The following is a 24,693-nucleotide window of genomic DNA, read 5'->3' as shown; positions in this document are numbered from 1 at the left end:
CTCAAAACGGTCCGCCACCGGAACCACCTGAAGAAATTATCCCGCTCGGCCACTGAGAACTGATATGCAGTGGTGCGACCACCCACCGAGCACATTAGAGAGCGCGGGTGTAAGGGACCAGAACCGATGCCCGATGGGGAAAGTAGCGTGACCGACGACACACTTCCGGCCGAACACCTCTCGCCGCTCGCCACGCTCGTCGACGAGGTACTCGCGGACGTCGGCTACGAGATGGCGACCGCCACCGATGCCATCGACGACGCTGTCCCCGGCTATGGAGGTCTCTTCGACCCCGCGACCGACCAGGACGAATTGCGGCGTGCGCTCGAAGGCCTGCTGGAGTCGGGACTCGTCCGGTCATCCGTCCCCGACCCGACCAGCGACACGTTCGTCCTCTACGTCGACGGCAGTTCACGCGGCAACCCCGGACCTGCAGGGGCGGGCGCGGTCATCATGGACGCTTCGGAGGAGCAACTCGCCCGTCTCGGCCGCCCCGTCGGCTCGCGGACGGGGAACAACACCGCCGAGTACGTCGCCCTCCAGCTCGGACTCACCGAACTGCTGGCGCGCTACGAGCCACGCAGATTGGAAGTGCGCATCGATTCGATGACCGTCATCCGGGATGTCTGGGGTGGCGAGGACCCGACGGAACCGGGCGTCGAGACGTACAGCGAGGCCGTCACGACAGCACTGTCGAGCATCCCGGACCACGAGTACACGCATCTGGCCGACAGCGACCCGAACCCCGCCGACGCACTGGCGACAGTAGGTGCCGATATCGCAGCTTTTGGACCTGGATAGCCAAGCCGAGAAATGCGGGAATCGTTCGATAGCCGTCTCGACTCCCTGAAGTCCCAAGTACAGACAACAGTCTCGATTTCTGACCGACGAGTGGTTTAACTGGATCGGCGTGGTGTGGGGTACAATGAGTTCGCGAGCGAGCGCGTCCGACGACTTCTGGGGGGATGTCGACGACGACGTTGCACTCAGACGGTTCCGGTCGCTGGTTAGCACGATCGATGAAGGAGTGTACCAACTCGATCCGGACGGATACTTCGTCGCTGTCAACGACCGACTCATCCAAGCGACGGGCTATCCCCGCGAGCAACTCCTCGGCGAACATGTCTCGCTGGTGCTTGCTGACGACGACGTCGAACGCATCGAACGTGAGATTGAGCGCCAACTCGAAACAGACTGTGGGGATGTCGCGACGTTCGAATTCGGCTTCCAGACTGCCGGTGGAGATGTCGTTCCCTGCGAACTCCGGATCAACCTGCTCGTCGAAGGGGGAACGTTTCAGGGAACGATCGGCGTCGCCCGGGACATCCGCGACGAGCAGACGATCGAAACGATCTGGGATAGCATCGCGACGCTCGACGCCGATGGCCGATTCGTAATAGCCAATGAGGCGTTCTGCGAGATGACCGGCTACCGGCGAGACGAACTACTCGGAGAACACGTCACGCTCCTTGTCGACGAATCGGTCAACGAGCGTGCAAAGGAGTTACAAGCGGAGCTGCTCGGCAACGAGCAAGAGTACGCCACAATCGAGTTCGAGATCGAAACGGCTGACGGCAAGCGGGTTCCGGTCGAGAGCCAGTTCGGCCCGTACACTTTCGAAGATGGATCGGTTGGTCGTACAGGCGCCCTCCGTGATATCGCTGATCGGAGAGACCGCAAGCGGGAACTACTGAAGTACGAGACGATCGTCGAGACGGTCAACGACGGGATCTATACGGTCGATGCGGACGGCCGCTTCACAATGGTCAACGACGCGTACTGCGACGTAACCGGCTACTCCCGCGAGGAACTCCTTGGATCGCACGTCTCGTTGGTCGTCGACGACGAAACAGCTGATCAGGCACAGGAACTGGAAGCGGAGATTGCGACGGGAGATGTCGACCGACCGATGGCAGAAGCCGAGATTAAGACCGCTGACGGCGATCGCGTCCCCGCGGAGGCGACGTTCTCGATGTTGCCTGGTGAGCGACGTGAACGAATCGGCGTCGTCCGCGACATCACCGAACGGAAGGAACACGAACGGGCGCTCGAAGAGAGCGAACGTCGCTATCGAACGCTCGTCGACCACTTCCCCAACGGCGCGGTCGGGCTCTTCGACGAAGAGCTGACCTATACCGTCGCGGGCGGCGAGATGCTCGGCGAGCTCGGGATCGACCCGGACGATGTCGTTGGAACCTCCATCTACGAGCGGTATCCCGACGACCTCATCGAGCAGGTCAAGCCCCACTTTCAGGCGGTCTTCGACGGCGAATCAGCAACGTTCGAGGCGGAGTATCACGATCGACACCTACTGGCGCACACGCTTCCGGTTCGCAACCCCGACGATGAGATCTACGCCGGGATGCTAATGATTCAGGACATCACCGAGCGTACAGAGTACCGCAAGCGACTCGAGGAGTCGAACGAGCGCTTAGAGCAGTTCGCGTACGCCGCCAGTCACGACCTCCAAGAACCCCTCCGGATGATCACGAGTTACCTCCAGTTGATCGAGCAACGATACGGAGACGAACTCGACGAGGACGGTGAGGAGTTCATCGAGTTCGCCGTCGACGGTGCCGAACGGATGCGCACCATGATCGACGGGCTACTCGAGTATTCACGCGTCGAATCGCAGGGCGATCCGTTCGAATCACACGATCTCAACGACGTTCTCGCCGACGTTCGCGAGGATCTGCAAATGCAAATCGACGAGAGCGGCGCCGAGATTATGGCCGACGATCTCCCGCGAGTGGACGGTGACCCGAGCCAGCTGCGACAGGTCTTCCAGAACCTGCTGAGTAACGCAATCGAGTACAGCGGTGACCAGCCGCCGTCAGTGGGGATTTCGGCCGAACGCGACGGACACGAGTGGATCATTTCAATCCAAGACGATGGAGTGGGTATCGATTCCGAGGATCAAGACCGGATCTTCGAGGTGTTCCAGCGGCTTCACTCCCAGGACGAACATCCGGGCACGGGTATCGGGCTGTCGCTGTGTCGCCGGATCGTCGAACGGCACGACGGCGAGCTCTGGGTCGAATCAAAACCCGGGGACGGCACGACGTTCTCGTTCACGCTGCCAGCAGCGAGTAACAGCGATGCGTGACTGATGGACAGCTCGAAGGAGTCGAGAGGCGCTGTTAAGCTGCGGACTGGTGATTCGGAGTGGACACCAACACGGCGCCGCGCAGTCTTTTCAGCATCGTCTGGAACGAGTGAGATCTCGAAGGGAGTGAAGTATGCACACAGCCTCGGACCGGATCGTTTCAGTCTGCGATGCAAGCCGCCGCAGAATCTGAATACGACCCTGGTGGCCATTCTCGTACGCGGCACAGGTCTGGACGGTTTCGGTGTCGGAGATCGAAACGGTCCCAGCGTCAACGAGGTTCACGTTGGGTGGTTTGAGCCGTTGTGTGAGAGATAACTCGGACGAGACGGTGACGCTGGGAACTGGTTATCGCCTCCGTCCACCGAGGCGATAGAAAATCAGTTAGTGAGGATCAATCGATACGGACTCACGAGGTAGTGATGGCTCGCTCGGGGCACCAGACACAAACGGCCCGAACTCGAAACTACCCACGATGCGAACGTCCACGGCCGTCATGGCTCTCGGAGTCCTCCTGTTCGTGATCCCCTTCCCAGGAACGTTCATTCTTGGCGGAGCAGTCGCTCTCTTCGGTGCCCTCCTGCGCTGGTTTGGCGTCTGAACTGACCACTGCTCCCGTGAGCGCGGTAACTGACGCCGTGCGAGATACAGTGCATGTATCTTGCGCGAAGAGACCTATAATTCTCCTCGGCTTACAATGTTGCCTCCAACCGCGGAGGGCTTATCCATCCGTGTCGCGAGTAACTGAAGTAGTGACCGACTCACAATTGACGAATACACTTCGAGAGACCCTCGTCCTCTTCGAAGCGGGAGGGGCGCCCATGACGACAACCGAGGTGGCCGAACAACTCGACCTCGGCCGCCGGAGCACCTACGAGCGCCTAGAACGGCTCGTCGATCACGACCGACTCGAAACAAAGAAAGTCGGGGGAAACGGACGCGTATGGTGGCAGCCATCCACGAACGGGCAAGCGTTCACGACGGGGTGGAAAAGGGATGCGGTAGGCAGCGACCTCGGCGAGGTCTTTGATCGAATCTCAGACAGTTTCTATGCCCTCGACGAAGGACTCCGCTTTCGCTATCTGAACGACACCGCAGCAGACCTTTTTGGACTGGATGAGGACGCAATTGGTTCGGACATTCGTAACGAGAATCTCACGGAGACGTACGAGAACGCACTGTATGAGGCTCTTAAAACACAAGAGGCCGTAGTCTTCGAAGACTACTATCCTCCGTGGGACAAGTGGTTTCTGAACGCCATCTATCCCTCAGAATCGGGCCTGTCGGTCTACTCCCGCGACATCACCGAACGGAAGCGACGTGAACGAGAACTGACCCGCTACGAAACAATCGTTGAAACGAGTCCAATCGGCATCACGATCGTTGACAGTGACGGCGAAATGCAGTTCGCCAACGATCGGGCTGAGGAGATCTACGGTCGGAGCAAAGACCAGATCAACGACCTCAGCTTTGACGATTCCGAGTGGACCGAAGTCGACGTTGACGGCGAACCACTTCCGGATGGCGAGAAGCCTTTCCCCCAAATTATGGAATCCGGAGAACCCGTGTTCGATAATGTCAGTGGAATATCTAGTCCGGATGGAGAACGAGTCTGGATCTCTATCAACGGAGCGCCGGTCTACGACGACCACGGAGAGATCGAGAGTGCTGTGTTCGCCATCGAAGATATCACCGAGAGCAAAGAGCGCGAACAGGAACTCAGGGAGAGCGAGGCGCGCTATCGGTCGCTGACGAATGATGTCCTCGACACATCAGACGTGGGAACGTTCATCCTGAATTCCGACTTCGAGGTCGTCTGGATCAACGAGGCGATCGAGGAGTTCTTCGGACTCGATCGCGAGGCGATCGTCGGTCAGAACAAACGAGCGCTCATCGAGGCGGAGATCGCGGGTATCTTCGAGGAGCCCGAACGGTTCGCCAACCGCGTGACCGCCACCTACGAGGACAACACCTACACCGAGGAGTTCGAGAGTCACGTCCTCGGAGAGGAGAGCCTCGAGGAACGCTGGGTAAACCACTGGAGCCAGCCCATCGAGTCTGGGCTCTACGCCGGCGGCCGCATCGAGCATTACACCGACATCACCGAACGAAAGGAGCGCGAACGCGCGCTCGAGGAGTCCGAACGGCGCTACCGGACGCTCGTCGAAAACTTCCCGAACGGTGCGGTTGGCCTGTTCGACGATGACCTGCAGTACACGGCCATCGGTGGGGAGTTACTGGACGCAGCCGGCGTCTCCCCGGAAGATCGGATCGGAAACAGCGTTTACGACATCTACCCGGACGAGATCGTCAAGGAGGTCGAACCGTACTTCGAGGCTGCGCTGGAGGGCGAGGCGAGCTCGTTCGAGGCCGAGTACAACGATCGCAACCTGTTCGCCTACACCTTGCCCGTCAGAAACAACGACGAAGAAGTGTTTGCGGGATTGCTCGTCGTCCAAGACGTTACCGAACGACGGGAGTACCAGCGCAAACTCGAGGAGTCGAACGAGCGGTTAGAGCAGTTCGCCTACGCCGCCTCCCACGACCTCCAAGAGCCGCTGCGAATGGTTACGAGCTACCTCCAATTGATCGAGGATCGGTACGGCGATGCGCTCGACGAAGACGGTGAAGAGTTCCTCGAGTTCGCTGTCGACGGCGCCGAGCGGATGCACAATATGATCGACGGGCTACTCGAGTACTCGCGCATCGAAACGCGTGGCGATCCGTTCGAACCGGTCGACCTCGACGATGTCCTTGATGACGTTCGCGAAGATTTCCAAATGCGGATCGACGAGAGTAACGCTGAGATCACAACGGACGATCTCCCGTGTGTGGATGGCGACGCCAGCCAGTTGCGCCAAGTCTTCCAGAACCTGCTGAGTAATGCGATCGAGTACAGCGGGGACGAGCCGCCGCAGATCGAAATTTCCGCCTCGCGTGATGATGAACGATGGCTCCTTTCAGTGCAGGATAACGGTATCGGGATTGATCCAGATCAACAGGAGCGTATCTTCGAGGTGTTCCAGCGACTGCACACCCACGAGGAACACTCGGGGACGGGCATTGGCCTCGCGCTGTCCCGACGGGTCGTCGAGCGCCACGGCGGCGAGATTTGGGTCGAATCGGAGCCCGACGAGGGGGCGATCTTTTCCTTTACGCTTCCGGCTGTCGATGCCTAAATAGCCTATGCTGATGTCGGCATTCCCGCTAATGCGTGGGCAGAGAGTGCTGCATTCGCGCTTTGTATCTCGCACGGCTATCGGAACATCTCTTTGAGTTGGTAGGGCTCTCAGTGATCAATTCGCACATCTGTTGAACGGCTATTCCAACCACAGATTCCTCGAATAAACCAGATCGGAATGCGGTCCTCTTGCCGGGCCAGCCGCTGACCGCAAAACGTCAGTTCTCGCTCGCCCGTCGGAAGAACGCGATCGCGGCGCCGAGCAGCGTCAGATTCTGGAGGAACGACGTGAGCTCCTCGCCGCGGGAGTCCTCGTCGACGGCCCAGAAGTCGTGCATGAGCGGCGTGACGCCGACGAAGAACGCGGCGATGCTGCCCGCGGCGAGTTTGGGGAGTTTCCAGAGCCCGACGCCGATGCTCCCGCCCAGGAGGAGGCCGCTCGACGCGGGGACCAGTTTGTCCGCGAGCGGGACGCCCTTGGCGTCCGCGTAGGCGATGCGTCCGTCGAGGTTCGTCAGATTGCGAAGCGCGAGCGCCGCGAGACCGCTCGCGAAGAGAAGCCGCCCGAGTCGCGACGGCGGCGTATCGGTGGTCGAATCGGTGTCTGACATCACTCCGTTCGAGGGGTGCTGGCCAGTTAACGGGCGAGCTATCCCCCCAGACTGCCGCTACCGCCCCGCCGTTGTCACGGGTGGTAGTACCAACCGTATCGGTTCCCTCGATGGTCGCTCAGAGTTCCTTTCGCAGCTCCAGCACCCGCCCGGTGACGCCGCCGCCGAACTCGTGGACCCGCTCGGCCACGCGCTCGTACCCGTGGTCCTCGTAGAACGGCACGGCGTTCATCGACGCCCACATTCCGATCGCACCGAGCTCGCGCTCGCGGGCCGTAGCTTCCAGACGATCGAGCAGCGCCGTCCCGACGCCCTGCCGGGCGACCGCGGGGTGGACGTACATCCCGGTCACCTCGCCGTCGACGTCGGCGATCAGGTGCTGGCCGGGGTCACAGGAGAGCCAGCCGAACCCGCGAACCGCCCCATCGACCTCGGCGACGAACACGGCCCGATCGTCGGCGTCGAACTCGTAGTCGTCGGGACTGCGGCCCGCGCTCCACGCCGCCACCTGCTCGTCGTCGTAGACCGTTGCTCCGAGTTCCTCGATCGCCGCGTGATGGGCGTCGGAGACGGCTTCGGCGTCGGCGGGCGTCCCCGGACGGATCTCCATGTCGGTAGGTTCCGGGGCTGCGGACAAAGTTCGTGGGGGCGAGAGACCGCGAGCGGCGGGACGCCGCGGCGTCCGCGTCGCTGCGGGTCGGTCGCGTTCTTCGATTGCGTCACGGCGACGGCGGAGCGTCCGCTCGACACGGGCGTCACGGCCACTCGGCGTCGGCGTCCGCCAGCGGTTCGGCGACGACGCCGTCGCGCTGGACGAGCGCCCGGGCGTGGGCGACGCACAGCTCGCGGTCCTCGGCCCAGGGGACGTGCAACCGGACGGCGGCCGGGTCCGTACAGCCGTCCTCCGCGCAGGCGTCGGGCATCGTTCGTGGTACGCTGCGGGCCCACAACAATCCCCCGGCGACCGTCGGCGTCGACGCCCTGGGGTCTGGGACCGCCCCTTCCGGTTTCGGGATGCTACCCGTTCGTGTGACTGTTACGCCCCGGCTATTCCAACATTTAAGTAGGCTCCCGAGTTGGTACTAGATAGCAATGGCCATTGACTCGAACTTCGAGGAGAACCGAGAGATCGTCGACGAACACGAGGGCCACGACGTGTGGGGTCCCGTCGACGAACCCGAACAGCTGGGCATCCACGGGACGCACGTCGCCGTGGACTTCGACATCTGTCTCGCCGACGGGGCGTGCCTGGAGGACTGCCCGGTCGACGTGTTCGAGTGGGTCGACTCGCCGGACCACCCCGAGAGCGAGATCAAGGCGGATCCCGCCAACGAGGCCCAGTGCATCGACTGCATGCTCTGTGTCGACGTCTGTCCGGTCGACGCGATCGACGTCGACGCCGGGCGCGCCGGGCGGACGTAGAGCGGACGGAGAGCGAACGATCGCAGCGAGAGCGACCGACGAGTTGTCGTGGGGGCGATGGGGATCGCCGGGGAACGGACACGACGATCGCACGCGGACACCGACGGTACGACAACGGAGAGAGGACACACGTATGTACTCACTGGTTCTGACCAAGGGCGTCCCGGACTTCCGGGAAGGACAGGTATCGTTCGACGAAGACGGGCATTTAGAGCGCGGCGAGACGCCGACCGTGATGAATCCCAACGACGAGTTCGCGCTGGAGGCAGCGCTCCAGACGAAGGTTCGCAACGGCGGTCGTGTGGGGGTGATGAGCATGGGGCCGCCGGGCTACGAGGACGTGCTCCGGGAGGCGATGGAGACGGTGTACGCCGACGAGCTGTTCCTGCTTTCCGATCGCGAGATGGCCGCCGCGGACACCTGGGCGACCGCGATCACGCTCGCGACGGGCATCGAGAAGCTCGCCGAGACCGAGCGCGGCGCGCCCGACCTCGTGTTCGCGGGGTTCAAGACCGCCGACGGGGAGACGGGCCACACCGGCCTGCAGACCGCCTGGGGTCTGGACCGGCCGATGATCACCCACGTCATCGCGATGGAGGTCGACGAGGACGACGGGCGGGTCCGCGCCAAGCGGCTCGTCGAGGGCGACGTCGAAGAGATCGAAACCGTCGAGGCGCCGCTGCCGGCCGTAATCGTCGCCGATCCCGAGTTCGAGCCCAGCTATCGCCGGGCCGAGCACCGGCTGACGCTGAAGGATCTGCAAGCGGAGACCGCCGAGCGGGCCGAGGACTACGAAGAGCACCTCACGACCTGGAGCCAGCAGGAGCTCAACCTCGATCCCGACTACATCGGGCTGGACGGCTCGCCGACGATCGTCGAGTCGGTCGACCCGATCCCGAAGGCGCCGGCCGAGCGCGAGGCCACGATGATCGACCCCGAGGAACCCGACCAGCTCGGGGAGGTGCTCGAAACGATGCAGCCGTACGCGGGGGGTGACTGACATGCCCGAAATCGATCCCAGCGACCACGACATCGCCGAACTCGGACCGAAGCTGACGGAGATCGAGGACGTCGAAGAACTCGAAGCGATCCTCGACGCCGAGCGCGAGGGCGAGGACCGTTCGAACGTCGTCACGCTGATCGAGGACCGCATCGAGAAGCTCGAAGACGAGGGCGACGACGCCGACGCCGGGGAGCTCGATCCGACCGAGCTGTCGACCGCCGAACTCGGCAACGCGATCCGCGATATCGAGGACGCCGCGGAGCTCGAAGCCGTCCTCGAAGCCGAGGAGGCCGGCGAGGATCGGTCGAGCGCCAAGAGCCTGATCGAGAAGCGCATCGACTCGGTCCGGGGGAGCGGCGAGGACGAGGACGACGAGGCGGCGCTCCCGCCCGAGGAGAAACATCCCGAGCTCGATCACCCGACCGCGGACAAGAAGCACGTCCGGTCGCTCGACGACGGCGTCTACGAGGACATGTGGGTGTACTGCGAGACCCAGCAGGGTCAGCTCATCGACGTCTCGAAGGAGATGCTCGGGAAGGGCCGCGAGCTGATGGACGGGTACAACGACGAGTACGTGGACGCGGAGGAAGACGAGGAGAAAGTCGTCGCGGTCGTGATCGGCGACGACATGCAAGAGCAGGCCGAGCTGGCGATCGAGTACGGCGCCGACGTCGCCGTCCACTACGACGACGAGCGCCTGGATCGGTTCCGCCACAAGCCCTACACGGAGCTGTTCGCGGAGATGGCCCGCGCGGAGTACGACTGGAAGGGGTACGACGAACCGCGGTACGTCCTGTTCCCGGCGACGAACAACGGGCGGGACCTCTCGGCGCTCGTCCAGGCGGAACTCGACTCCGGGCTCGCCAGCGACTGTTCGGGACTGTACATCGACGACACGATCATCTCGAACCCCGCGAAAGTCGGCCGGGGCGGCGACAAAAAGGAGTTCCAGCGCGTCCTGCACATGAAGCGCCCGGACTTCTCGGGGTTCGAGTACTCGACGATCCTCTGTCTGGACAACCCCGGCCGGGAGTTCCACCCGCAGGGGGCCTCGGTGATCCCGGGGAGCTTCGAACTGCCCGATCCCGACCCCCAGCGCGAGGGCGAGATCGTTCGCCACGAGAGCGATCTCGACGAAGACTGGCTCCGCGCCTCGGTCACCGATTACGACCAGCTTGAGGGCGGCGTCGATCTCACGGGCAACGAGGTGGTCGTCGCGCTCGGCCGGGGCATCGGCGACGACCCCACTCGCGGGATGGAACTCGGACTGGAGCTGACCGAGGCCTTCGAGGACGCCGATATGGGCATCACGCGCGGGATCGTCACCTCGTCGTACCAGTTCGAGGGCCACGTCGAGCAGTACGCCAAGGAGGAGCGCCAGATCGGCGAGACGGGGCAGGTCATCGAGCCGGATCTGTACATCGCGGCCGGTATCTCCGGGGCGATCCAGCACAAGGTCGGGATGGACGAGTCCGACACGATCGTCTCGATCAACACCGACGCGGACGCCGACATCCGTGACTTCTCGGACTACTTCATCGAGGGCGACCTGTTCGAGGTGCTCCCGACGCTGATCGACGCCGTCGAATCGGGCGAACTGGACGCCGCGGCGCTGGCGGGCGACGCCGAGCCGGCCGGCGCGGAGGGCAGCGAATCGATGGAGGCGGACGAAGCCGCCTCGCCCGCAGGAGGTGAAGACGATGACTGATCAGGCACCCCTCGACGCAGCGACCGACCACGAGCAGTACGGCACCGCGACCGATCACGAACACTACGAGGCGCTCGTCGTCGGCGCCGGGCCGGGCGGCGCCGCTGCGGCGGCGACGCTGGCGCGCAACGGCGTCGAGACGCTCGTGCTGGAACGCGGCACCGAGGCGGGCTCGAAGAACGTCTCCGGCGGGCTGATCTACGCCGAGGAGTCCGCGCCGTACACGATCAGCGATCTGTTCCCCGGCTTCCGCGAGCAGGCGACCGAGCGCCCGGTCACGGACTACTACATCCACAACGTCGCCGGCGACACCGTCAAGACGTTCGACATCACCGACCTCCACGAGCACGACACCGAGTGGTGCGACGCCGTGCTCCGGCGGCCGATGGACTCGTGGCTCGAAGATCGGGTCCACGAGATGACCCGCGAGACGGGCGGCGGCGTCCTGACGGGCGTGCGGGCCAACGGCCTGCTCCGGGAGAACGGCCGGATCGTCGGCGTCACCTGCGACGAACTCGACCCGATCACGGCGGACCTGATCGTCGCGGCCGACGGCGTCAACTCCGAGCTCGCCCGGGACGCCGGGCTGATGGACTGGGAGGAGCCCGACGAGTGGTTCCAGGGCGTCAAGGCGGTCGTCGACATGGAGCCCGACGCGATCGACGAGCGCTTCGACGTCGGCCCCGACGAGGGCGCGGCCCACCTGTTCTCGGGCGACCTGTTCGAGGACGTGCGCGGCGGCGGGTTCCTCTACACGAACGAGGAGTCGCTGTCGATCGGCACGGTGTTCCACCTCGACAGCCTCGCCGCCGAAGAGGCCGAGCCCCACGAGCTGCTCGACTCCTTACTGACTCACCCGCTGCTCGGTCAGTGGCTCGGCGACGAGTACCGCGAGCGCGAGTACTCGGCGAAGCTCGTCCCCGACTCGAAGAAGGTCGCCAGCACCTCGCCCCACCGCGACCGGCTCGTGCTGGTGGGCGACGCCGGCGGCCAGATGCAGGCTCAGGGGCCGATCATCAAGGGGATGAACCACGCCGTCACTGCGGGCGCGCTGGCCGCCGAGGCGTTCGTCGAAGCCCGATCGCGGGGCGACCCCCACAGCGCCGGCGAGCGCTACGAAAAACGCCTCCACGACGAGGGCGTGATGCAGAAGCTCCGACCGCCGCGGTACCGCGCAGTCAGCGCGCTCGGCGAGCGCGACGCGGTCGCGGACCTCACGGATCGGGTGCTGGAATCCTCTATCGGTCGGACGGCCGTCCGGGCGCTCGGCGGGAATCTGGAGCGGCTCTACAGCTCGCCGTACCTCTCGATGATGATCCCCGACACGAAGACGCCGTACGTCACGCTGCCGACCGTCATCGCCGAGGAGCTCGGTGAGCCCGTCGAGACGCGCAATGACGTCGAGCCGCCGGAGCTGGCCGACCGGATCGGCGAACTGACCTACGACACCGACGTCGGCAACCCCCACATCGAGCTGCTGGACAACTCCTACGAGGCCAGCGGAACCGCCGTCACGGCCTGTCCGGTCAGCGCGGAGGACTTCGGCGGCGGCTGCTACCGCGACGAGGAGGTCAAGACCAACGGGTCGACCGAGCGGCTGGTCAGCCTCGACACCCAGCCCTGCGTCGAATGTGGCACCTGCGCGGTCGTCGCCGAGACCGACTGGGAGCATCCCCGCGGCGGCAAGGGCGTCGAGTTCCGGGATGGGTGATCCCGTGGCGGACGCCGACAGACGGGACCGCGAAACCGCCGATCGCGGCGACGAGGCTGTCGAGGCTGCCGACGCGACTGACGAGTCGCCCGCGGAGCGGATCGACCGCCTGCTCGCTTGCGCCCGCGAAGAGCGCGAGAGGTTCGAGCCGCCGGACGACCCCGACGAGCGCGCCCTGGAGTACCTCCGGGAGGGGCTGTGGCCGACCGTCGAGACGTACGTCGACGCCCGAACCGGCGAGTTCCGGCGGTTCGAGCGCGAGGAGTGGGACCGCCTCGAGGCCTCGCTGCACGCCTGGCTCGCGCTATATGCTCGGTGCTACGGCGAGCGGATCGATCCGGACGTGCCGATCCGAACCGCGGCCGAGGCGTTCGTCGACACGTACGACCTGCGCGACACCGCCCGCGTGTTGACGGGCGTCCCGGAGTAGCGGCCCCGAAATCCGCCGACGACAGCGTTTTCATCGTCCTTGTATCGGGAACCCGCCAAAATCACCGCAACCTATTTGCCTTGCTATTCGGTATCATTAATCATGCAACTCTCGGAGACACTGGAGTTCGACCACGAAGATCGCCAGCAGATCTACGACTACGTGGAGCGGCACGGGACAGCAGACCCAGACGATGCCCAGCGCGAGGTGCTTCCCAACGACCGCGGGGGCTTTCGCCACCACCTCGCGATCCTCAAGCGCAACGGCTACCTCGAGCCGACCGCGGACGGCGATCTGAAGGTCGCCATCGAGGAGGAGGGCGAGGAAGAGTTCTCCGGCGAGGAGTTCACGTTCACGGTGCGGCCGGCCCGCCAGAAGGACCTGACCGGGATCGTGGGGGCGATGCGACAGGTCGTCGAGCGGGGCACGTACATCGTCGCCGAGACGGTCGCACAGGAGCTAGATCACCAGGAAGCGCTGTTGCGCCACAACGAGATCGAGTCGCGGATGTTCTTCGTCGCGACGGTCAACGACGAGGTAGTCGGCTGGGTCCACATCAACGCGCCCGAACTGGAGAAGCTCCACCACACCGCCGAGCTGACCGTCGGCGTCGTCGACGAGTACCGCGGGCGCGGGCTGGGCAGCCACCTGCTCTCGCGCGGGCTGGAGTGGGCCGGCAAGAACGGCTACGAAAAAGTGTACCAGAGCGTCCCGGCGACGAACGACGCCGCCGTCGAATTCCTCGAAACCCACGGCTGGGAGACCGAGGCGGTTCGCGAGGACCACTACAAGATCGATGGCGAGTACGTCGACGAAATGATGCTGGCCGTCGAGCTGTAGCCGAACTGTCGACTGCAGCCCCACGGTATCAGCGGTTCGCTTCTCCGAGGACTTCGCCTGCAAACGGTCGTTCGGCAGTGACCGCTCCGGCGCTTTCCGACGTCGTGGCGGGACCTCGTCGCCGCGGATCGCGACGACTTAATTCGGTCCCGAGTCAAAATATCCCGCCGCCGTCCGTCGATTTCGGGGCAAACGATAAAGAGGTCCGGGTGCGTTACATGTTCTCGTATGGGGACCGCCAAGTCGCTGCAGTTCGACCACAGAGATCGCCAGCGCATCTACGAGTACGTCGAGCGACGCGGATCGGTCGACCCCGAGACCGTCCGAGAGGAACTGCTGCCCGAGGACAGCAGGGGCTTTCGTCACCACGTGTCGATGCTCCGGCGCGACGGCCACCTGACGCTGACCGACGACGGCGAGCTGGCGGTCGCCTTCGACGACGCCGGCCACGAGGAGTTCGCCCGCGGCGATCAGGCGTTCGCAGTCCGCCCGGCGCGGCAGGAGGATCTGACGGGGATCGTCGGCGTCATCCGGCGGGTCGCCGAGCCGGGCGACCACATCGTCGCGGAGACGGTCGCCCAGGAGATCGACCGCGAGGACGCCCTGCTGCGGCACAACGAGGTCGAGTCGCGGATGTTCTTCGTCGCCACCGTCGAGGACGAGGTGGTCGGCTGGGCCCACTTCCGGGCGCCCGAGCTCGCCAAGCTGCGCCACACCGCCGAGCTGACCGTCGGCGTCCTGCCTGAGTACCGCGGGAACGGTCTCGGCAGCCACCTGCTCTCGCGCGCCCTGGAGTGGGCCGGCCAGAGCGGCTACGAAAAAGTGTACCAGAGCGTCCCGGCGACGAACGACGCCGCCGTCGAGTTCCTCGAGGCACACGGCTGGGAGATCGAGGCGGTCCGCGAGGACCACTACCGGATCGAGGACGAGTACGTCGACGAGCTGATGCTGGCCGTCGAGCTGTAGGCCGCGGCCCCGAACCGCAGCCGGTCGACGGCGGCGTCGCGAACCGACGGTCGGCGTTCGGTGGCCGCTACCCATTTGTTCGGGGGGTTCGTCGGGTAGCACGATGGCTACTGAGGCGACGTTCACCGTCCCCGCCGACGAGTTTCCGCTGGGGACGATTTTCGAGGAGCTGCCGGACGTGACGATCGAACTGGAGCGGATCATCCCGGCCCAGGACGTCGTGATCCCCTACTTCTGGGTCCGCGGCACGGACGCCGACGACGTGGCGGGCACGTTTCGCGATCATCCGGGCGTGGAGGACATACGGCTGGTCGATTCCGTCGGAGACCAGTATCTGCTGCGCGTCGAGTGGACCCTGAACTACGACGGCATCCTCAGCTCGTTGACGGAGACGGAAATTCCGCTCATCGAGGCCGTCGGCACCAACGAGCAGTGGACGTTCGACGTCCGCGGCGACGACCGGACGGACATCGCGGCGTTCCAGCGGCGCTGCCGGGAGCTCGACATCCCGATTACGCTCACGAAACTTCACGCGCTCACGCCCATCGAATCGGAGACCGAAGCCGCGCTCACCGACGCCCAGCGCGAGGCGTTAGTGCTCGGCTACGATCGAGGGTACTTCGAGACGCCGCGAGCCGTGACGATGGACGAACTCGGGGACGAGCTCGGAATCACCCAGCAGGCCGTCGCGTCCCGGCTTCGACGCGGCATCGAGAATCTCCTCGAGACCACGCTGCCGGAGACCGAACGTCGGGTGTAGTTAAAAACGAGTTGTATGAACAAGGGAAGACCGGAATCTCGCTTGGCCTCTACGGTTGCGTAATGGGAAGGGACGCGCCGACATTCGACGACGTTCTCGATCTGTGTGCCGATAGACGCCGCCGCATCGTGCTCGGCGTGCTGGTGACGCAAGAACGGTCGTTGACGATCAACGACCTGACGAAGGCGATCGTCAAGCACAATCACCACGAGCCGCTGGCAGAGGTCTCCGGCGAGACGCTGACCCAAATCAAGGCGGAACTCCACCACAGACACGCGCCGCGGCTGGCGGACGCCGGACTGATCAAGTACGATCGCGAGCGACAACTTGTCGAACCGACGGACCGGTTCGCTCAGGTGGAAACGCAACTGACGGAGGTTCTCGACGCCGATCCCGCGGCCGCGCCGCCCCTCGATCTCTGACGCGGCGCGTCGACGCCACCTCCCCGTGGCGCGTCTTGCCCCGCCCGCCGCACGATCGGAAGACGCCCGCGATAGGTTAGCGCTGCCGTCGACCGACTGCTCGCTTACTGGAGCGTCGACAGCGCGACGCCGTCGGGCATCGGCACCTCGACCGTCTCGGCGCCGACGTCGCGCGTCTCTGCGGGCGGGAGGTCGCCCTTGCGTTCAAGGAGTCGCGTCAGAAGCCTGGTGCCCGACTCCGTTCCTCGCATCTCAATCCTCGGCGATCTGGATCGCGCGGACGACGACGTACATGAGTATGATGCCGGTCCCGACCGCGAGGACGAACTGCGTCGCGAGCGTCAGCAAGAGCCCGAGCGCGGAAGCGACCCCGAGGAGGTCGGACAGCAGAACTCGCAGAAACACCGGCACGAGCGCGACCAGCCCGACGGCGGCGACGAGCTTCGCGAGCGGGATCGCTTCGTACAGTATCCGGTCGGTATCGAGTTCTCCCGACGACTGGAGGAAAAACGGTCTTGAAGTCGACATGTTCGAAGTGTACTGGCCCGTCTAGGATAAATCTTGCCCGTGGCCTACAGCGAGCCTCGCGGAACCGAAAGGCAATTTTCGGCGACGCGAGTAGGGTGTGCCAATGATCTCCATCGCGCTTGCCGGGAAACCGAACGCCGGCAAGTCAACGTTCTACACGGCGGCCACGCGGGCCGACGTCGACGTCGCGAACTACCCGTTCACGACGATCGACGCCAACCGCGGCGTCACCCACGTCCGAACTGACTGCCCCTGCCTCGATCGCGACGAGCGCTGTGGCAACGAAAACTGCCGCGACGGGAAACGGTACGTCCCGATCGAGCTGCTCGACGTCGCCGGGCTGGTCCCCGGCGCCCACGAGGGCAAAGGGTTAGGAAACCAGTTCCTCGACGAGCTGACCAACGCCGACGCGATCGTCAACGTGATCGACGCCTCCGGCGCCACCAACGAGGAGGGCGAACCCGTCGAGATCGGCGAACACGACCCGATCGAGGACATCGACTTCGTCGAGGAGGAGATGGACCTCTGGCTGGCGGGCATCATCGACGGCAACTGGGAATCGGTCGAGCGCAAGTCCCGCTCGCCTGATTTCGACATCGACGACGCGCTCGCGGACATGCTGACCGGTTTCGGCGCCACCGAGGCCGACGTGGCGGCGAGCCTGCGCAGCCTCGACTACCCGGACGACCCGATCCAGTGGACCGACGAGCACCGCGAGGAGCTGGCCCGCGACGTTCGCGCCCGGACGAAGCCGATCATCGTCGCCGCCAACAAGATCGACGTCGCGCCCGAGGAGAACGTCGAGCGCCTGCTCGAACTGGACAAGCCGGTGATCCCCACCACCGCCGAGGGCGAACTCGCGCTGCGCAACGCCGCCGACGCCGGGCTGGTCGACTACGACCCGGGCGACCACGACTTCGAGATCGTCGGCGACGTCAACGACCAGCAGCGCGACGCGCTGACCGACCTGCGCGACACCATCGCCCACTGGGACGGCACCGGCATCCAGGGCGCGCTGGACTTCGCGGTGTACGACCTGCTCGACCGGCTCACCGCCTACCCCGTCCAGGACCGGAGCAAGTGGACCGACGCCAAGGGCAACGTGCTGCCCGACGCCTTCCTGCTGCCCGACGGCTCGACGCCCGTCGACCTGGCCTACGCCGTCCACTCCGACATCGGCGACGGCTACCTCCACGCCGTCGACGCCCGCACGAATCGCGAGGTCGGCGAGGGCTACGAACTGGAGGAGGGCGACGTGATCAAGATCGTCAGCACGAACTGATTCGGGAGGCACGGATCGACCGTCTCGTCTTCTCCCGAGGGGATCGACGCGAATCGTCCCACCCAGCGTTTATTATCGTCCAGTTTGGTGCGAATTGTATGGCAGATCCGGACGGTGAGAACCGAGAGCTGTGGGACGCCTGGGCCGACGAGCATCAGGCGATGTGGAACGCTGAGACGGACGACGGCGGCCTCCCGCCGGTGTACTCTCCGTTGCCCGACCCCGGGTCGCTGGACGACTGGCAGGCCGAACGACTTCCTGCGTTCGAGGATCTGGATTTCGTCGAACTGGGTTGTGGCGGCGGGCAGGGAACGGTCGGCGCCGCCGACGAAGGGATCGGTACCGCCGTCGGCGTCGACTTCTCGACCCAGCAGCTCCGCCACGCGACCCGGTTGCGAAATCTGTACGGCGTCGACGCCGAGTTCGTCGTCGGCGACGTCTCGGATCTCCCCCTGGCCGACGACGCCTTCGATCTTGCGTACTCCGGATTCGTGTACTTCATGGTCGAAGATCTCGACGCCGCGCTCGGGGAAGCGCGGCGCGTGCTTCGGGAGGACGGCGTGCTCTCGTTCGAGGTTCCGCACCCGTTCCACGAACTGTTCGATCCGGACACGCTGGAGTTCGAGCGGAGCTATCACGCTGCCGGTCCACGTCGCGACAAGAACGACGAGGTACTCCACGAGGATATCGTCGTCTTCGACCGGACGATTGGCGAACTCCACACAGCTCTCGTTGAAGCCGGTTTCGAGGTCAAGCAGCTCTGGGAGTGGCCGCAAAGCGACGACCCGGACGACTACGACGACGAGGGCGCGAAAAGTACGTCGCCGGAACTGAAGGCGAAAGTACCACGAACGCTCGGATTTCGTGCCGTCGTCGACTGACTTTCCGACCATCGAACCCCGTAGCGATTCGGAGACGGGGCGTCTCCGGCGTCCCTACCGATGCCAGTAGACGTCGGTCGCCCGGTGCCGGGAGTTGTAAGCGTCCAGCCCGTCGCCCAGCACGCCGGTCAACTTTAGATCGTCGTACAGCGTCGAGTGCATGTAATCGAGGAACGTGATCGCCATCACGAGCTCGCCGTCTTCCCGCAGCAGGCTCGCGACGCCGGTGTAGGCGTGCTTGTGTCGGGTGTCGCTGACGAACATCGCGACGACCGGGGCGGTCGCCTCGTGAGCGGGGACGGCGTGGAGCGCCTCGGTCGAGCGGCGCGTCAGCTCGGTGCAGAACAACCCCGTCGCCTTGCCGCTCTCCAGCGCTCCGAAGCCGACCGGGGACTCGAAGTGCTTCCGGAGGTCGACCGTCCCGAACAGGACGTTGTCCTCGATCGACCCCGCGACGTACCGGGGCTTGTCGTAGCTGCTGTGCTCGCGGAACGCGGCCCGCAGCGCCGTGACGACGCGCTCGGGATCGGCGGGGTCGGCGTCGACGAACGCGCCGACGGTCTCGGCGTCGGCGTAGTCGTACCCGTCCCGGGTCGCTCCGGTCGCGAACGGGAGGCTATCGGCGTCGGCGATCCGCTCGAAGAACTCGTCGAATTTGGCGCCCTCGACGACGAAATCGCCCGCCCGGAGCGCCGGAACCGTCCGGACGAGTTCCTCGACGGGACCGCCCGCAAGCCCGTACTCGTCGTCGATCTCTGCGGCTTCCTCGGGTGCGGTGTCGGTCACCGAGCGCTCGGCGACGACGCCGTCGCCGTCGGTCACTGCGACGGTGTCGCCCGACAGTTCGACGGCGTGCTCGTCGAGTTCGGCGCGGTAGTCGTCGACGCGCATCCACTCGGTGAGCAGCGGTTTGAGATCCTGCTCGCGGACGTTCGTTCCGGTGACGACGCCGTAGCCGACCTGCGTGTTGTACAGCGCCTTGCCGCTGCCGACGGTCGCCACGCCGCCGCCGAGCAGCTTGAGCAGTTTGCGACGGTTCACGCCCGCCACCCCGCGAAGACGCCGCTCCGCGGTGCGGTCGCGATGGCCCGTTTGGTGTCGCTTCGTTCCGTCATGAATCTGGTGTCGAGCGTCGCTGCGTAGCTATCGTCGGAAACTGCTCCCTATTCGGATAAATGCTTTCTCCTCGGCGCCGGTGCCGAGCGGTCGATTATGCAGGGGTTGCTCGATCCGGGGAGCGATCCGGGGTGCAATCCGGCGGGTTCCGGCGGGCTACTCAGTCGTCCGTACTGGTAGGCGCACCGCCGGAGATCGCGTCGTTCGTCCCGGATCGCTTGTTCTCGCCCCAGTCGACGATGCGGATCGCACCCCAGACGCTGACGACCGCGAGCACGAGGCCCGCGATCACGTCGATCAGCCAGTGGATGCCCAGAATCATCGTCGAGAGCACAATGCAGGTCGCGACGAACGCCGATATTTTGAACCAGCGCGGATACTCCTCTCGGGACCGCCAGGCGATGATCGCGGCGGCCACCGCGAGCGAGGTGTGTAGCGACGGGAACACGTTCGTGTTCGCCGACACGGCGGCCGTCAGGTCCTGCGTCTGGGGGTACAGCTCGTACATCGGCTCCGCGACGGCGTCGGGCACCCGGTTTCTGGGTCCCCTCACGATGAACAGCGTGTAAAACAGCGTCCCGATGAAGTAGTTGAGCAGGTACGCCATCAGCAACTCCTTGAGGTATCGGCCGGAGGGCAACAAGAAGTAGGCCAGCAGGGGGAAGACGAGCAGGAACGGGAATCCGAACATGTACATGGCCGAGAAGAAATCGTAGGTCACGTTCGGCGTGAAATCCTGCAGGTGCGCGACGAACAGCCCCTCGATCGCGTAGATTTCGTCGGTGAGGTTCCAGTCCAGCGACTTCGATATTTCCAGGGTGGTGCCATGGGTCGCGCGCTTGCCGAGGAAGAACACGGCCGTCACGGCCAGATACGGCGCGACGTTGGTGAGCCTTTGTTCGAGACTGCCGGCAGTTCGGCGCAGTTGTTCGACGTCGATGCAGAGCGCGGCCGTCACCGCGAGACCGCCTGCGACGGCCAGCACGGTGACGATCAGGGCGTTCAGTAGTGCCATCGTTGGGTTCCTCCTTGGGTTCTTGTCGGCGAGGTGTGGGGCCGCGGTCTCGCCGTGGACCAGACGGCGGCGTGCTCACAGACTGCGAGCGCGTCCCTGGCTCGCCGGATCACGTCAGGATGTTCTCTGGCTGACGTATAATAACATCGGACTGCGGCGATCGAACGAAACCACCGCCCCCGGTTAGTGACCGCCGTCCGCGAGTCGTCGAGCGCGATCATCCCAGCGGCTGCCACCAGACCGCGGCCACGAGCACCGCCAGGAACACGTAGCTGCCGCGGATCAACAGCATCGTCGCGATCTCGGGGTCGGCCCGGCGCGCGATCGCGGCGACCGCGGCGAACGCGAGCGCGGCGAGCGCGCTGCCGGTCGGAAACGGGCCGGCGACGGCCAGTCCGACGACGAGCGCCAGCGCCGACAGCATCAGCGCGTACGCGACCGACCACGCCCGGTCCGGCCCGACCGCCACGGCGACGGTTCGCTTCCGGATCGACCGGTCGTAGTCGTAGTCCTGCGCGTCGTCGATCACCTTCACGCCCGAAAGCAGGGCGAGAAAGACGATCGCGAACGCGACCGGACGCGCGGCGAGCGCGCCGACCTGCGCGTAGTAGCCGCCGAGGATCGCCAGCGCGACGCCGGCCGGATAGCCGGAGGTGGCCGTGACGGGGTTCGTGTCGAGTTGGGGCGCGTGGTGGTACGCGATGAGCCAGCACGGCAGCGTCACCAGCGCGGCGCCGGCGTCGACGACGAGCCACAGCGCGACGACGCAGGCGAAAAACGTCGCCGACGACCCCGCGAGGGCGTACCGACAGCCCGCCGCGGTCAGCGGGTGGTCGTCGTCCTCGCCGCGGCCGTAGAAGTCGACGTAGCCGTCCTTGACGTGCGCCGTGTAGACGGCCGCGAAGATGGCGACGGCGTGGAGCGTCCCCGGCAGCGGGTCGAACCGCCCGGCGAGGACCGCGCCGAACAGCGACGCGGCGATCGGCGGCAGCATGAAGACCGGATGTATCTGCGAGCCCAGCGCCGCGAGCGCCGCTCGCGGGCCGTCGTCGTGCCGTGCGATGCTCATACGTACCGCTACACCTGTCAGCGCATAATGGTCCGGGTGGCGAGCGACGTCGGGCCGGCGAGCGTCGGCTGAGCCTGCGCCGGCGCTCGACGTTTATGATCTCTCCCGTCGTCAGTGCCACGTAGTGAGCTACCCGGACAGTCCCGCCGACACCGCGGATATCCTGCTCGTCGAGGACAACCCCGGCGACGTGCGCCTCACCGAGGAGGCGTTCAGAGAGGGACAGATCAAGAACACGCTTCACGTCGTCAACGACGGCGTCGACGCCCTGGAGTTTCTCCGCCAGCGCGGCGAGTACGCCGACGCGCCCCGCCCCGACATCGTGCTGCTCGATCTCAACCTCCCGCGCAAGGACGGCGACGAGGTGCTCGACGAGATCCGCGACGACCCCGCCCTCGAAGCGCTCCCGGTCGTCGTGCTGACGAGTTCGGAAGCGCAGGAGGACATCGTCCAGTCGTACGAACTCAAGGCGAACGCGTTCCTCACGAAACCCGTCGATCCCGAGGAGTTCATCGAGGTCGTCCGGACGTTTCAGGAGTTCTGGCTCTCGGTCGTCCGGCTGCCGCCCGAGGACGGGTGATGCGCCGATCCCGCCGGACCGGACCGCGGCATCCGCTCAGTCGATTCGACGGGTCACGTCCTGCATGATCTCGATGGCCTCCTTCAGTTCCTCCATTCCGGTCGCGTAGGAGATCCGGGCGTACCCCTCGCCGCGGACGCCGAAGGCGTCGCCCGGCACGACGACGACGCCGCTGTCGATCACTTCGTCGACCCACCCCTCGGGCACCTTCGGCATCGCGTAGAACGCACCCGTCGGCGTCGGTACCTCCAGCCCGGCGTCTTCGAGCCCGTCGAGCAGCACGTCGCGGCGCTCCTCGAAGGCGGCCACCATCTCGTCGACCCGATCCTGCGGGCCGGTCAGCGCCGCCTCGGCGGCGAACTGCGCCGGCGCGCTCGCGCAGGCCTGCATGTACTGATGGACGCGAAGCATCCGCTCGATCCGGCGGTTCGAGGCCTGCACCCAGCCCAGCCGCCAGCCGGTCATCGAGTAGGTTTTCGAGCAGGCGCCGACCGTGACCACCGAGTCGGTCTCGGCGAACTCCATCGGCGAGTGGTGCGCGCCGTCGAACACGATGCGCTCGTACACCTCGTCGGAGATGCAGACGACGTCGTGCTCGTCGGCGATCCGGGCGAACTCCCGAATATCGTCCTCGCCGGCGACCGCGCCGGTCGGGTTCGACGGGCTGTTGACGACGAACGCCGCGGTGTCGTCGGTGATCGCCTCCTCGACGGTTGCGGGATCGAGCGTCAGATCCTCGCGCAGTTCGACCGGCTTCGGGACGCCGTCGGCCAGCCGGGTGAGCGCGTCGTAGGAGACGAAGCCGGGATCGGGGAAGATCACTTCCTCGCCGGGATCGACGTGCGCCTCGATCGCGAGGTGCAGCGCCTCGCTGCCGCCCGCGGTGGCGATCACGTCGCCCGGGTCGACCTCGACGCCCTGATCGCGGGCGTACTTCTCGGCGATCGCCTCGCGCAGGCTCTCGATCCCCTTGTTTCCGGTGTAGCCGTCGGCCAGCCCCTCGGCGATCGCCTCGGTGGCGGCCTCGCGGGCGTGGGCCGGCGCCGGGAAGTCGGGCTGGCCCAGCCCGAGATTGATCGCGTCCTCGCCCGCGGCCTCGAACACCTCTCGGATGCCGCTGATCGACACGCCTTCGACGCGCCGTGCGAACTCCGTCATACCCCTACGGGCGCGGCGGGCGGGGATAATTTTGGTGGTTGCGGACGCGCTCGGTGCCGTCATCGCCGCGGGCGCGGCCGGCGCCGTCGTCTGCGCTCGCCGCGTTACTGGAACATCCGGATCGGCTGGGCTTGGGAACTCTCGTCGGTGGCGGCCTGCTGCATCCGGCGGGCGAGCTGTTCCTTTTGCGCGCGGATCTCCTCGGCGCGGTCGCGCAGCTCCGAGACGTCGGCGTCGATGTCGGCGAGCGGGCCGATCCCGCGCTCGATCAGGGCCGCGGCGGCCTCCGGGTCCGGGAACTGCGGGTCGCTCTCGACGATCAGTCCGATGCCGTCGACGCCCGTCTCTGCGGCACGTTCGAGCAGCGCCCCGGTCGGCCCGGCGACGGCGCCGTTCTCGCTCGGCGCCGCGACGTCGAGATTCGCCAGCCGATCGGCCGCGGCGTCGGTCGTGGCGACGCCGAACACCGGCGGCTCGTCGGTCTCGCTCTGGCCGGGATAGCCGCTGAAGTACACCGGCAACGCGTCTTCGGCGTCGATCCAATCGGTGACGCACTCGGCGAAGCCCGGCGCTGCAGACGCCGACACCGGCACGTCGCTCTGGAGCGCAACGAGGTTCCGCTTAGCGTCGGCGTACAGCCGCACTGCCGGTCGGACGATCCGATCGCCCTCCCGGTAGACGCCGACGCCCGGCAGGCCAGCGCAGTGGACGCTCGCGTAGTAGGTCATGTCGAACGTCTCGACGAGGTGGTCGGTCGCGAGCTTCCCGACCAGCCCCAGACCCGGCAGCCCCTCGACCAGCGTCGGCTCCTCGAAGTCCACGTCGGCGCGGCGCTCGATACGTGCCATGTTATCTGCTTGCACGCCATTCCGCTTAAGCGCCGCGGCGCCTGCGGCGGGCTGGC

25 protein-coding genes and 2 pseudogenes are annotated in these 24,693 nt (G+C 65.6%); 16 read left to right on the top strand and 11 right to left on the bottom strand.

Annotation, left to right across the window (positions count from 1 at the left end):
* Positions 1-147 precede the first annotated feature (147 nt).
* The 3 genes and pseudogenes from NO931_RS12440 to NO931_RS12435 all read left to right on the top strand — a co-directional run bounded on the left by NO931_RS12440 (position 148) and on the right by NO931_RS12435 (position 3,106).
* A complete protein-coding gene (locus NO931_RS12440; RefSeq protein WP_256392655.1) occupies positions 148-801 on the top strand; it encodes a ribonuclease HI family protein in 654 nt (217 codons plus the stop codon).
* Positions 802-925: 124 nt separating this feature from the next.
* Positions 926-1,336 (top strand): annotated as a pseudogene (locus tag NO931_RS20925) (PAS domain S-box protein); the annotation flags it as partial.
* Positions 1,325-3,106, top strand: coding sequence for a PAS domain-containing sensor histidine kinase (locus tag NO931_RS12435; protein ID WP_445668787.1), 1,782 nt, complete (start codon positions 1,325-1,327; stop codon positions 3,104-3,106). The pseudogene NO931_RS20925 and the gene NO931_RS12435, both read left to right, overlap by 12 nt.
* 90 nt (positions 3,107-3,196) lie before the next feature.
* Here the strand turns inward: NO931_RS12435 and NO931_RS20975 are convergent.
* Positions 3,197-3,400, bottom strand: a pseudogene (locus NO931_RS20975) (DUF8129 domain-containing protein); the annotation flags it as partial.
* Between the two features lie 527 nt (positions 3,401-3,927).
* Between NO931_RS20975 and NO931_RS12425 the strand changes: the two are divergent.
* Positions 3,928-6,285 (top strand): PAS domain-containing sensor histidine kinase, encoded by a 2,358-nt coding sequence (locus NO931_RS12425; protein WP_256392653.1) that lies wholly within the window; start codon positions 3,928-3,930, stop codon positions 6,283-6,285.
* Positions 6,286-6,505: 220 nt separating this feature from the next.
* On the opposite strand, the gene NO931_RS12420 is transcribed toward NO931_RS12425, so the two are convergent.
* From NO931_RS12420 to NO931_RS12410, 3 genes are all read right to left on the bottom strand, one after another.
* Positions 6,506-6,898: a DoxX family protein gene (locus tag NO931_RS12420; RefSeq protein WP_256392652.1), complete on the bottom strand. Its 393-nt coding sequence runs from the start codon at positions 6,896-6,898 to the stop codon at positions 6,506-6,508.
* Between the two features lie 118 nt (positions 6,899-7,016).
* Positions 7,017-7,508, bottom strand: a complete 492-nt coding sequence (locus NO931_RS12415; RefSeq protein WP_256392651.1) for a GNAT family N-acetyltransferase — start codon at positions 7,506-7,508, stop codon at positions 7,017-7,019.
* A 145-nt stretch (positions 7,509-7,653) separates the two neighbouring features.
* Positions 7,654-7,821 (bottom strand): DUF8014 family protein, encoded by a 168-nt coding sequence (locus NO931_RS12410; protein ID WP_256392650.1) that lies wholly within the window; start codon positions 7,819-7,821, stop codon positions 7,654-7,656.
* A 169-nt stretch (positions 7,822-7,990) separates the two neighbouring features.
* On the opposite strand from NO931_RS12410, the gene NO931_RS12405 reads away from it, so the two are divergent.
* The 9 genes from NO931_RS12405 (at position 7,991) to NO931_RS12365 (ending at position 16,160) form a co-directional block, all read left to right on the top strand.
* The gene (locus tag NO931_RS12405) at positions 7,991-8,320 is read left to right on the top strand and encodes a 4Fe-4S dicluster domain-containing protein (RefSeq protein ID WP_256392649.1); all 330 of its coding nucleotides are present in this window, start codon (positions 7,991-7,993) and stop codon (positions 8,318-8,320) included.
* Between the two features lie 133 nt (positions 8,321-8,453).
* The gene (locus tag NO931_RS12400) at positions 8,454-9,320 is read left to right on the top strand and encodes an electron transfer flavoprotein subunit beta/FixA family protein (protein WP_256392648.1); all 867 of its coding nucleotides are present in this window, start codon (positions 8,454-8,456) and stop codon (positions 9,318-9,320) included.
* Position 9,321: 1 nt separating this feature from the next.
* A complete protein-coding gene (locus tag NO931_RS12395; RefSeq protein ID WP_256392647.1) occupies positions 9,322-11,031 on the top strand; it encodes an electron transfer flavoprotein subunit alpha/FixB family protein in 1,710 nt (569 codons plus the stop codon).
* The gene (locus NO931_RS12390) at positions 11,024-12,742 is read left to right on the top strand and encodes an FAD-dependent monooxygenase (RefSeq protein ID WP_256392646.1); all 1,719 of its coding nucleotides are present in this window, start codon (positions 11,024-11,026) and stop codon (positions 12,740-12,742) included. The genes NO931_RS12395 and NO931_RS12390 overlap by 8 nt, the downstream gene beginning before the upstream one ends.
* Positions 12,735-13,172, top strand: coding sequence for a DUF8055 family protein (locus NO931_RS12385; RefSeq protein ID WP_256392645.1), 438 nt, complete (start codon positions 12,735-12,737; stop codon positions 13,170-13,172). Before NO931_RS12390 ends, NO931_RS12385 begins: the two co-directional genes overlap by 8 nt.
* Before the next feature lie 102 nt (positions 13,173-13,274).
* Positions 13,275-14,012 (top strand): GNAT family N-acetyltransferase, encoded by a 738-nt coding sequence (locus NO931_RS12380; RefSeq protein ID WP_256392644.1) that lies wholly within the window; start codon positions 13,275-13,277, stop codon positions 14,010-14,012.
* Positions 14,013-14,240: 228 nt separating this feature from the next.
* Positions 14,241-14,978: a GNAT family N-acetyltransferase gene (locus NO931_RS12375; RefSeq protein WP_256392643.1), complete on the top strand. Its 738-nt coding sequence runs from the start codon at positions 14,241-14,243 to the stop codon at positions 14,976-14,978.
* 103 nt (positions 14,979-15,081) lie between these two features.
* Positions 15,082-15,738, top strand: a complete 657-nt coding sequence (locus NO931_RS12370; RefSeq protein WP_256392642.1) for a helix-turn-helix domain-containing protein — start codon at positions 15,082-15,084, stop codon at positions 15,736-15,738.
* 62 nt (positions 15,739-15,800) lie between these two features.
* Positions 15,801-16,160, top strand: coding sequence for a DUF7344 domain-containing protein (locus NO931_RS12365; protein ID WP_256392641.1), 360 nt, complete (start codon positions 15,801-15,803; stop codon positions 16,158-16,160).
* 104 nt (positions 16,161-16,264) lie between these two features.
* On the opposite strand, the gene NO931_RS12360 is transcribed toward NO931_RS12365, so the two are convergent.
* A complete protein-coding gene (locus NO931_RS12360) occupies positions 16,265-16,411 on the bottom strand; it encodes a hypothetical protein (RefSeq protein ID WP_256392640.1) in 147 nt (48 codons plus the stop codon).
* Between the two features lies 1 nt (position 16,412).
* Positions 16,413-16,688, bottom strand: coding sequence for a hypothetical protein (locus NO931_RS12355; RefSeq protein ID WP_256392639.1), 276 nt, complete (start codon positions 16,686-16,688; stop codon positions 16,413-16,415).
* A 103-nt stretch (positions 16,689-16,791) separates the two neighbouring features.
* Between NO931_RS12355 and NO931_RS12350 the strand changes: the two genes are divergently transcribed.
* Both NO931_RS12350 and NO931_RS12345 read left to right on the top strand, forming a co-directional pair.
* Entirely contained in the window at positions 16,792-17,970 is a 1,179-nt protein-coding gene (locus NO931_RS12350) for a redox-regulated ATPase YchF (RefSeq protein ID WP_256392638.1), read from the top strand.
* A gap of 98 nt (positions 17,971-18,068) precedes the next feature.
* A complete protein-coding gene (locus tag NO931_RS12345; RefSeq protein ID WP_256392637.1) occupies positions 18,069-18,851 on the top strand; it encodes a class I SAM-dependent methyltransferase in 783 nt (260 codons plus the stop codon).
* Positions 18,852-18,905: 54 nt separating this feature from the next.
* On the opposite strand, the gene NO931_RS12340 is transcribed toward NO931_RS12345, so the two are convergent.
* The 3 genes from NO931_RS12340 to NO931_RS12330 form a co-directional block, all read right to left on the bottom strand.
* Complete coding sequence (locus tag NO931_RS12340; protein ID WP_256392636.1) at positions 18,906-19,892, bottom strand: hypothetical protein; 987 nt, start codon at positions 19,890-19,892, stop codon at positions 18,906-18,908.
* A 235-nt stretch (positions 19,893-20,127) separates the two neighbouring features.
* Positions 20,128-20,982, bottom strand: coding sequence for a phosphatase PAP2 family protein (locus NO931_RS12335; protein WP_256392635.1), 855 nt, complete (start codon positions 20,980-20,982; stop codon positions 20,128-20,130).
* 217 nt (positions 20,983-21,199) lie between these two features.
* On the bottom strand, positions 21,200-22,051 hold the full coding sequence (locus NO931_RS12330) for a UbiA family prenyltransferase (RefSeq protein ID WP_256392634.1): 852 nt from the start codon (positions 22,049-22,051) through the stop codon (positions 21,200-21,202).
* A 124-nt stretch (positions 22,052-22,175) separates the two neighbouring features.
* Between NO931_RS12330 and NO931_RS12325 the strand changes: the two genes are divergently transcribed.
* Entirely contained in the window at positions 22,176-22,631 is a 456-nt protein-coding gene (locus NO931_RS12325; RefSeq protein ID WP_256392633.1) for a response regulator, read from the top strand.
* Positions 22,632-22,667: 36 nt separating this feature from the next.
* Here NO931_RS12325 and NO931_RS12320 read toward each other — a convergent pair whose 3' ends face one another.
* Together NO931_RS12320 and NO931_RS12315 are read right to left on the bottom strand one after the other, a co-directional pair.
* Positions 22,668-23,789 carry a pyridoxal phosphate-dependent aminotransferase gene (locus NO931_RS12320; RefSeq protein ID WP_256392632.1) on the bottom strand — a complete coding sequence of 374 codons (1,122 nt, stop codon included), beginning with the start codon at positions 23,787-23,789 and terminating at the stop codon, positions 22,668-22,670.
* A gap of 104 nt (positions 23,790-23,893) precedes the next feature.
* The gene (locus NO931_RS12315) at positions 23,894-24,637 is read right to left on the bottom strand and encodes a proteasome assembly chaperone family protein (RefSeq protein WP_256392631.1); all 744 of its coding nucleotides are present in this window, start codon (positions 24,635-24,637) and stop codon (positions 23,894-23,896) included.
* Positions 24,638-24,693: the final 56 nt, after the last annotated feature.

This window comes from Natronoarchaeum rubrum, from assembly GCF_024494695.1.
Note: the sequence above shows the minus strand (reverse complement) of the source record. Positions and strands in the feature narration are given on the sequence as shown.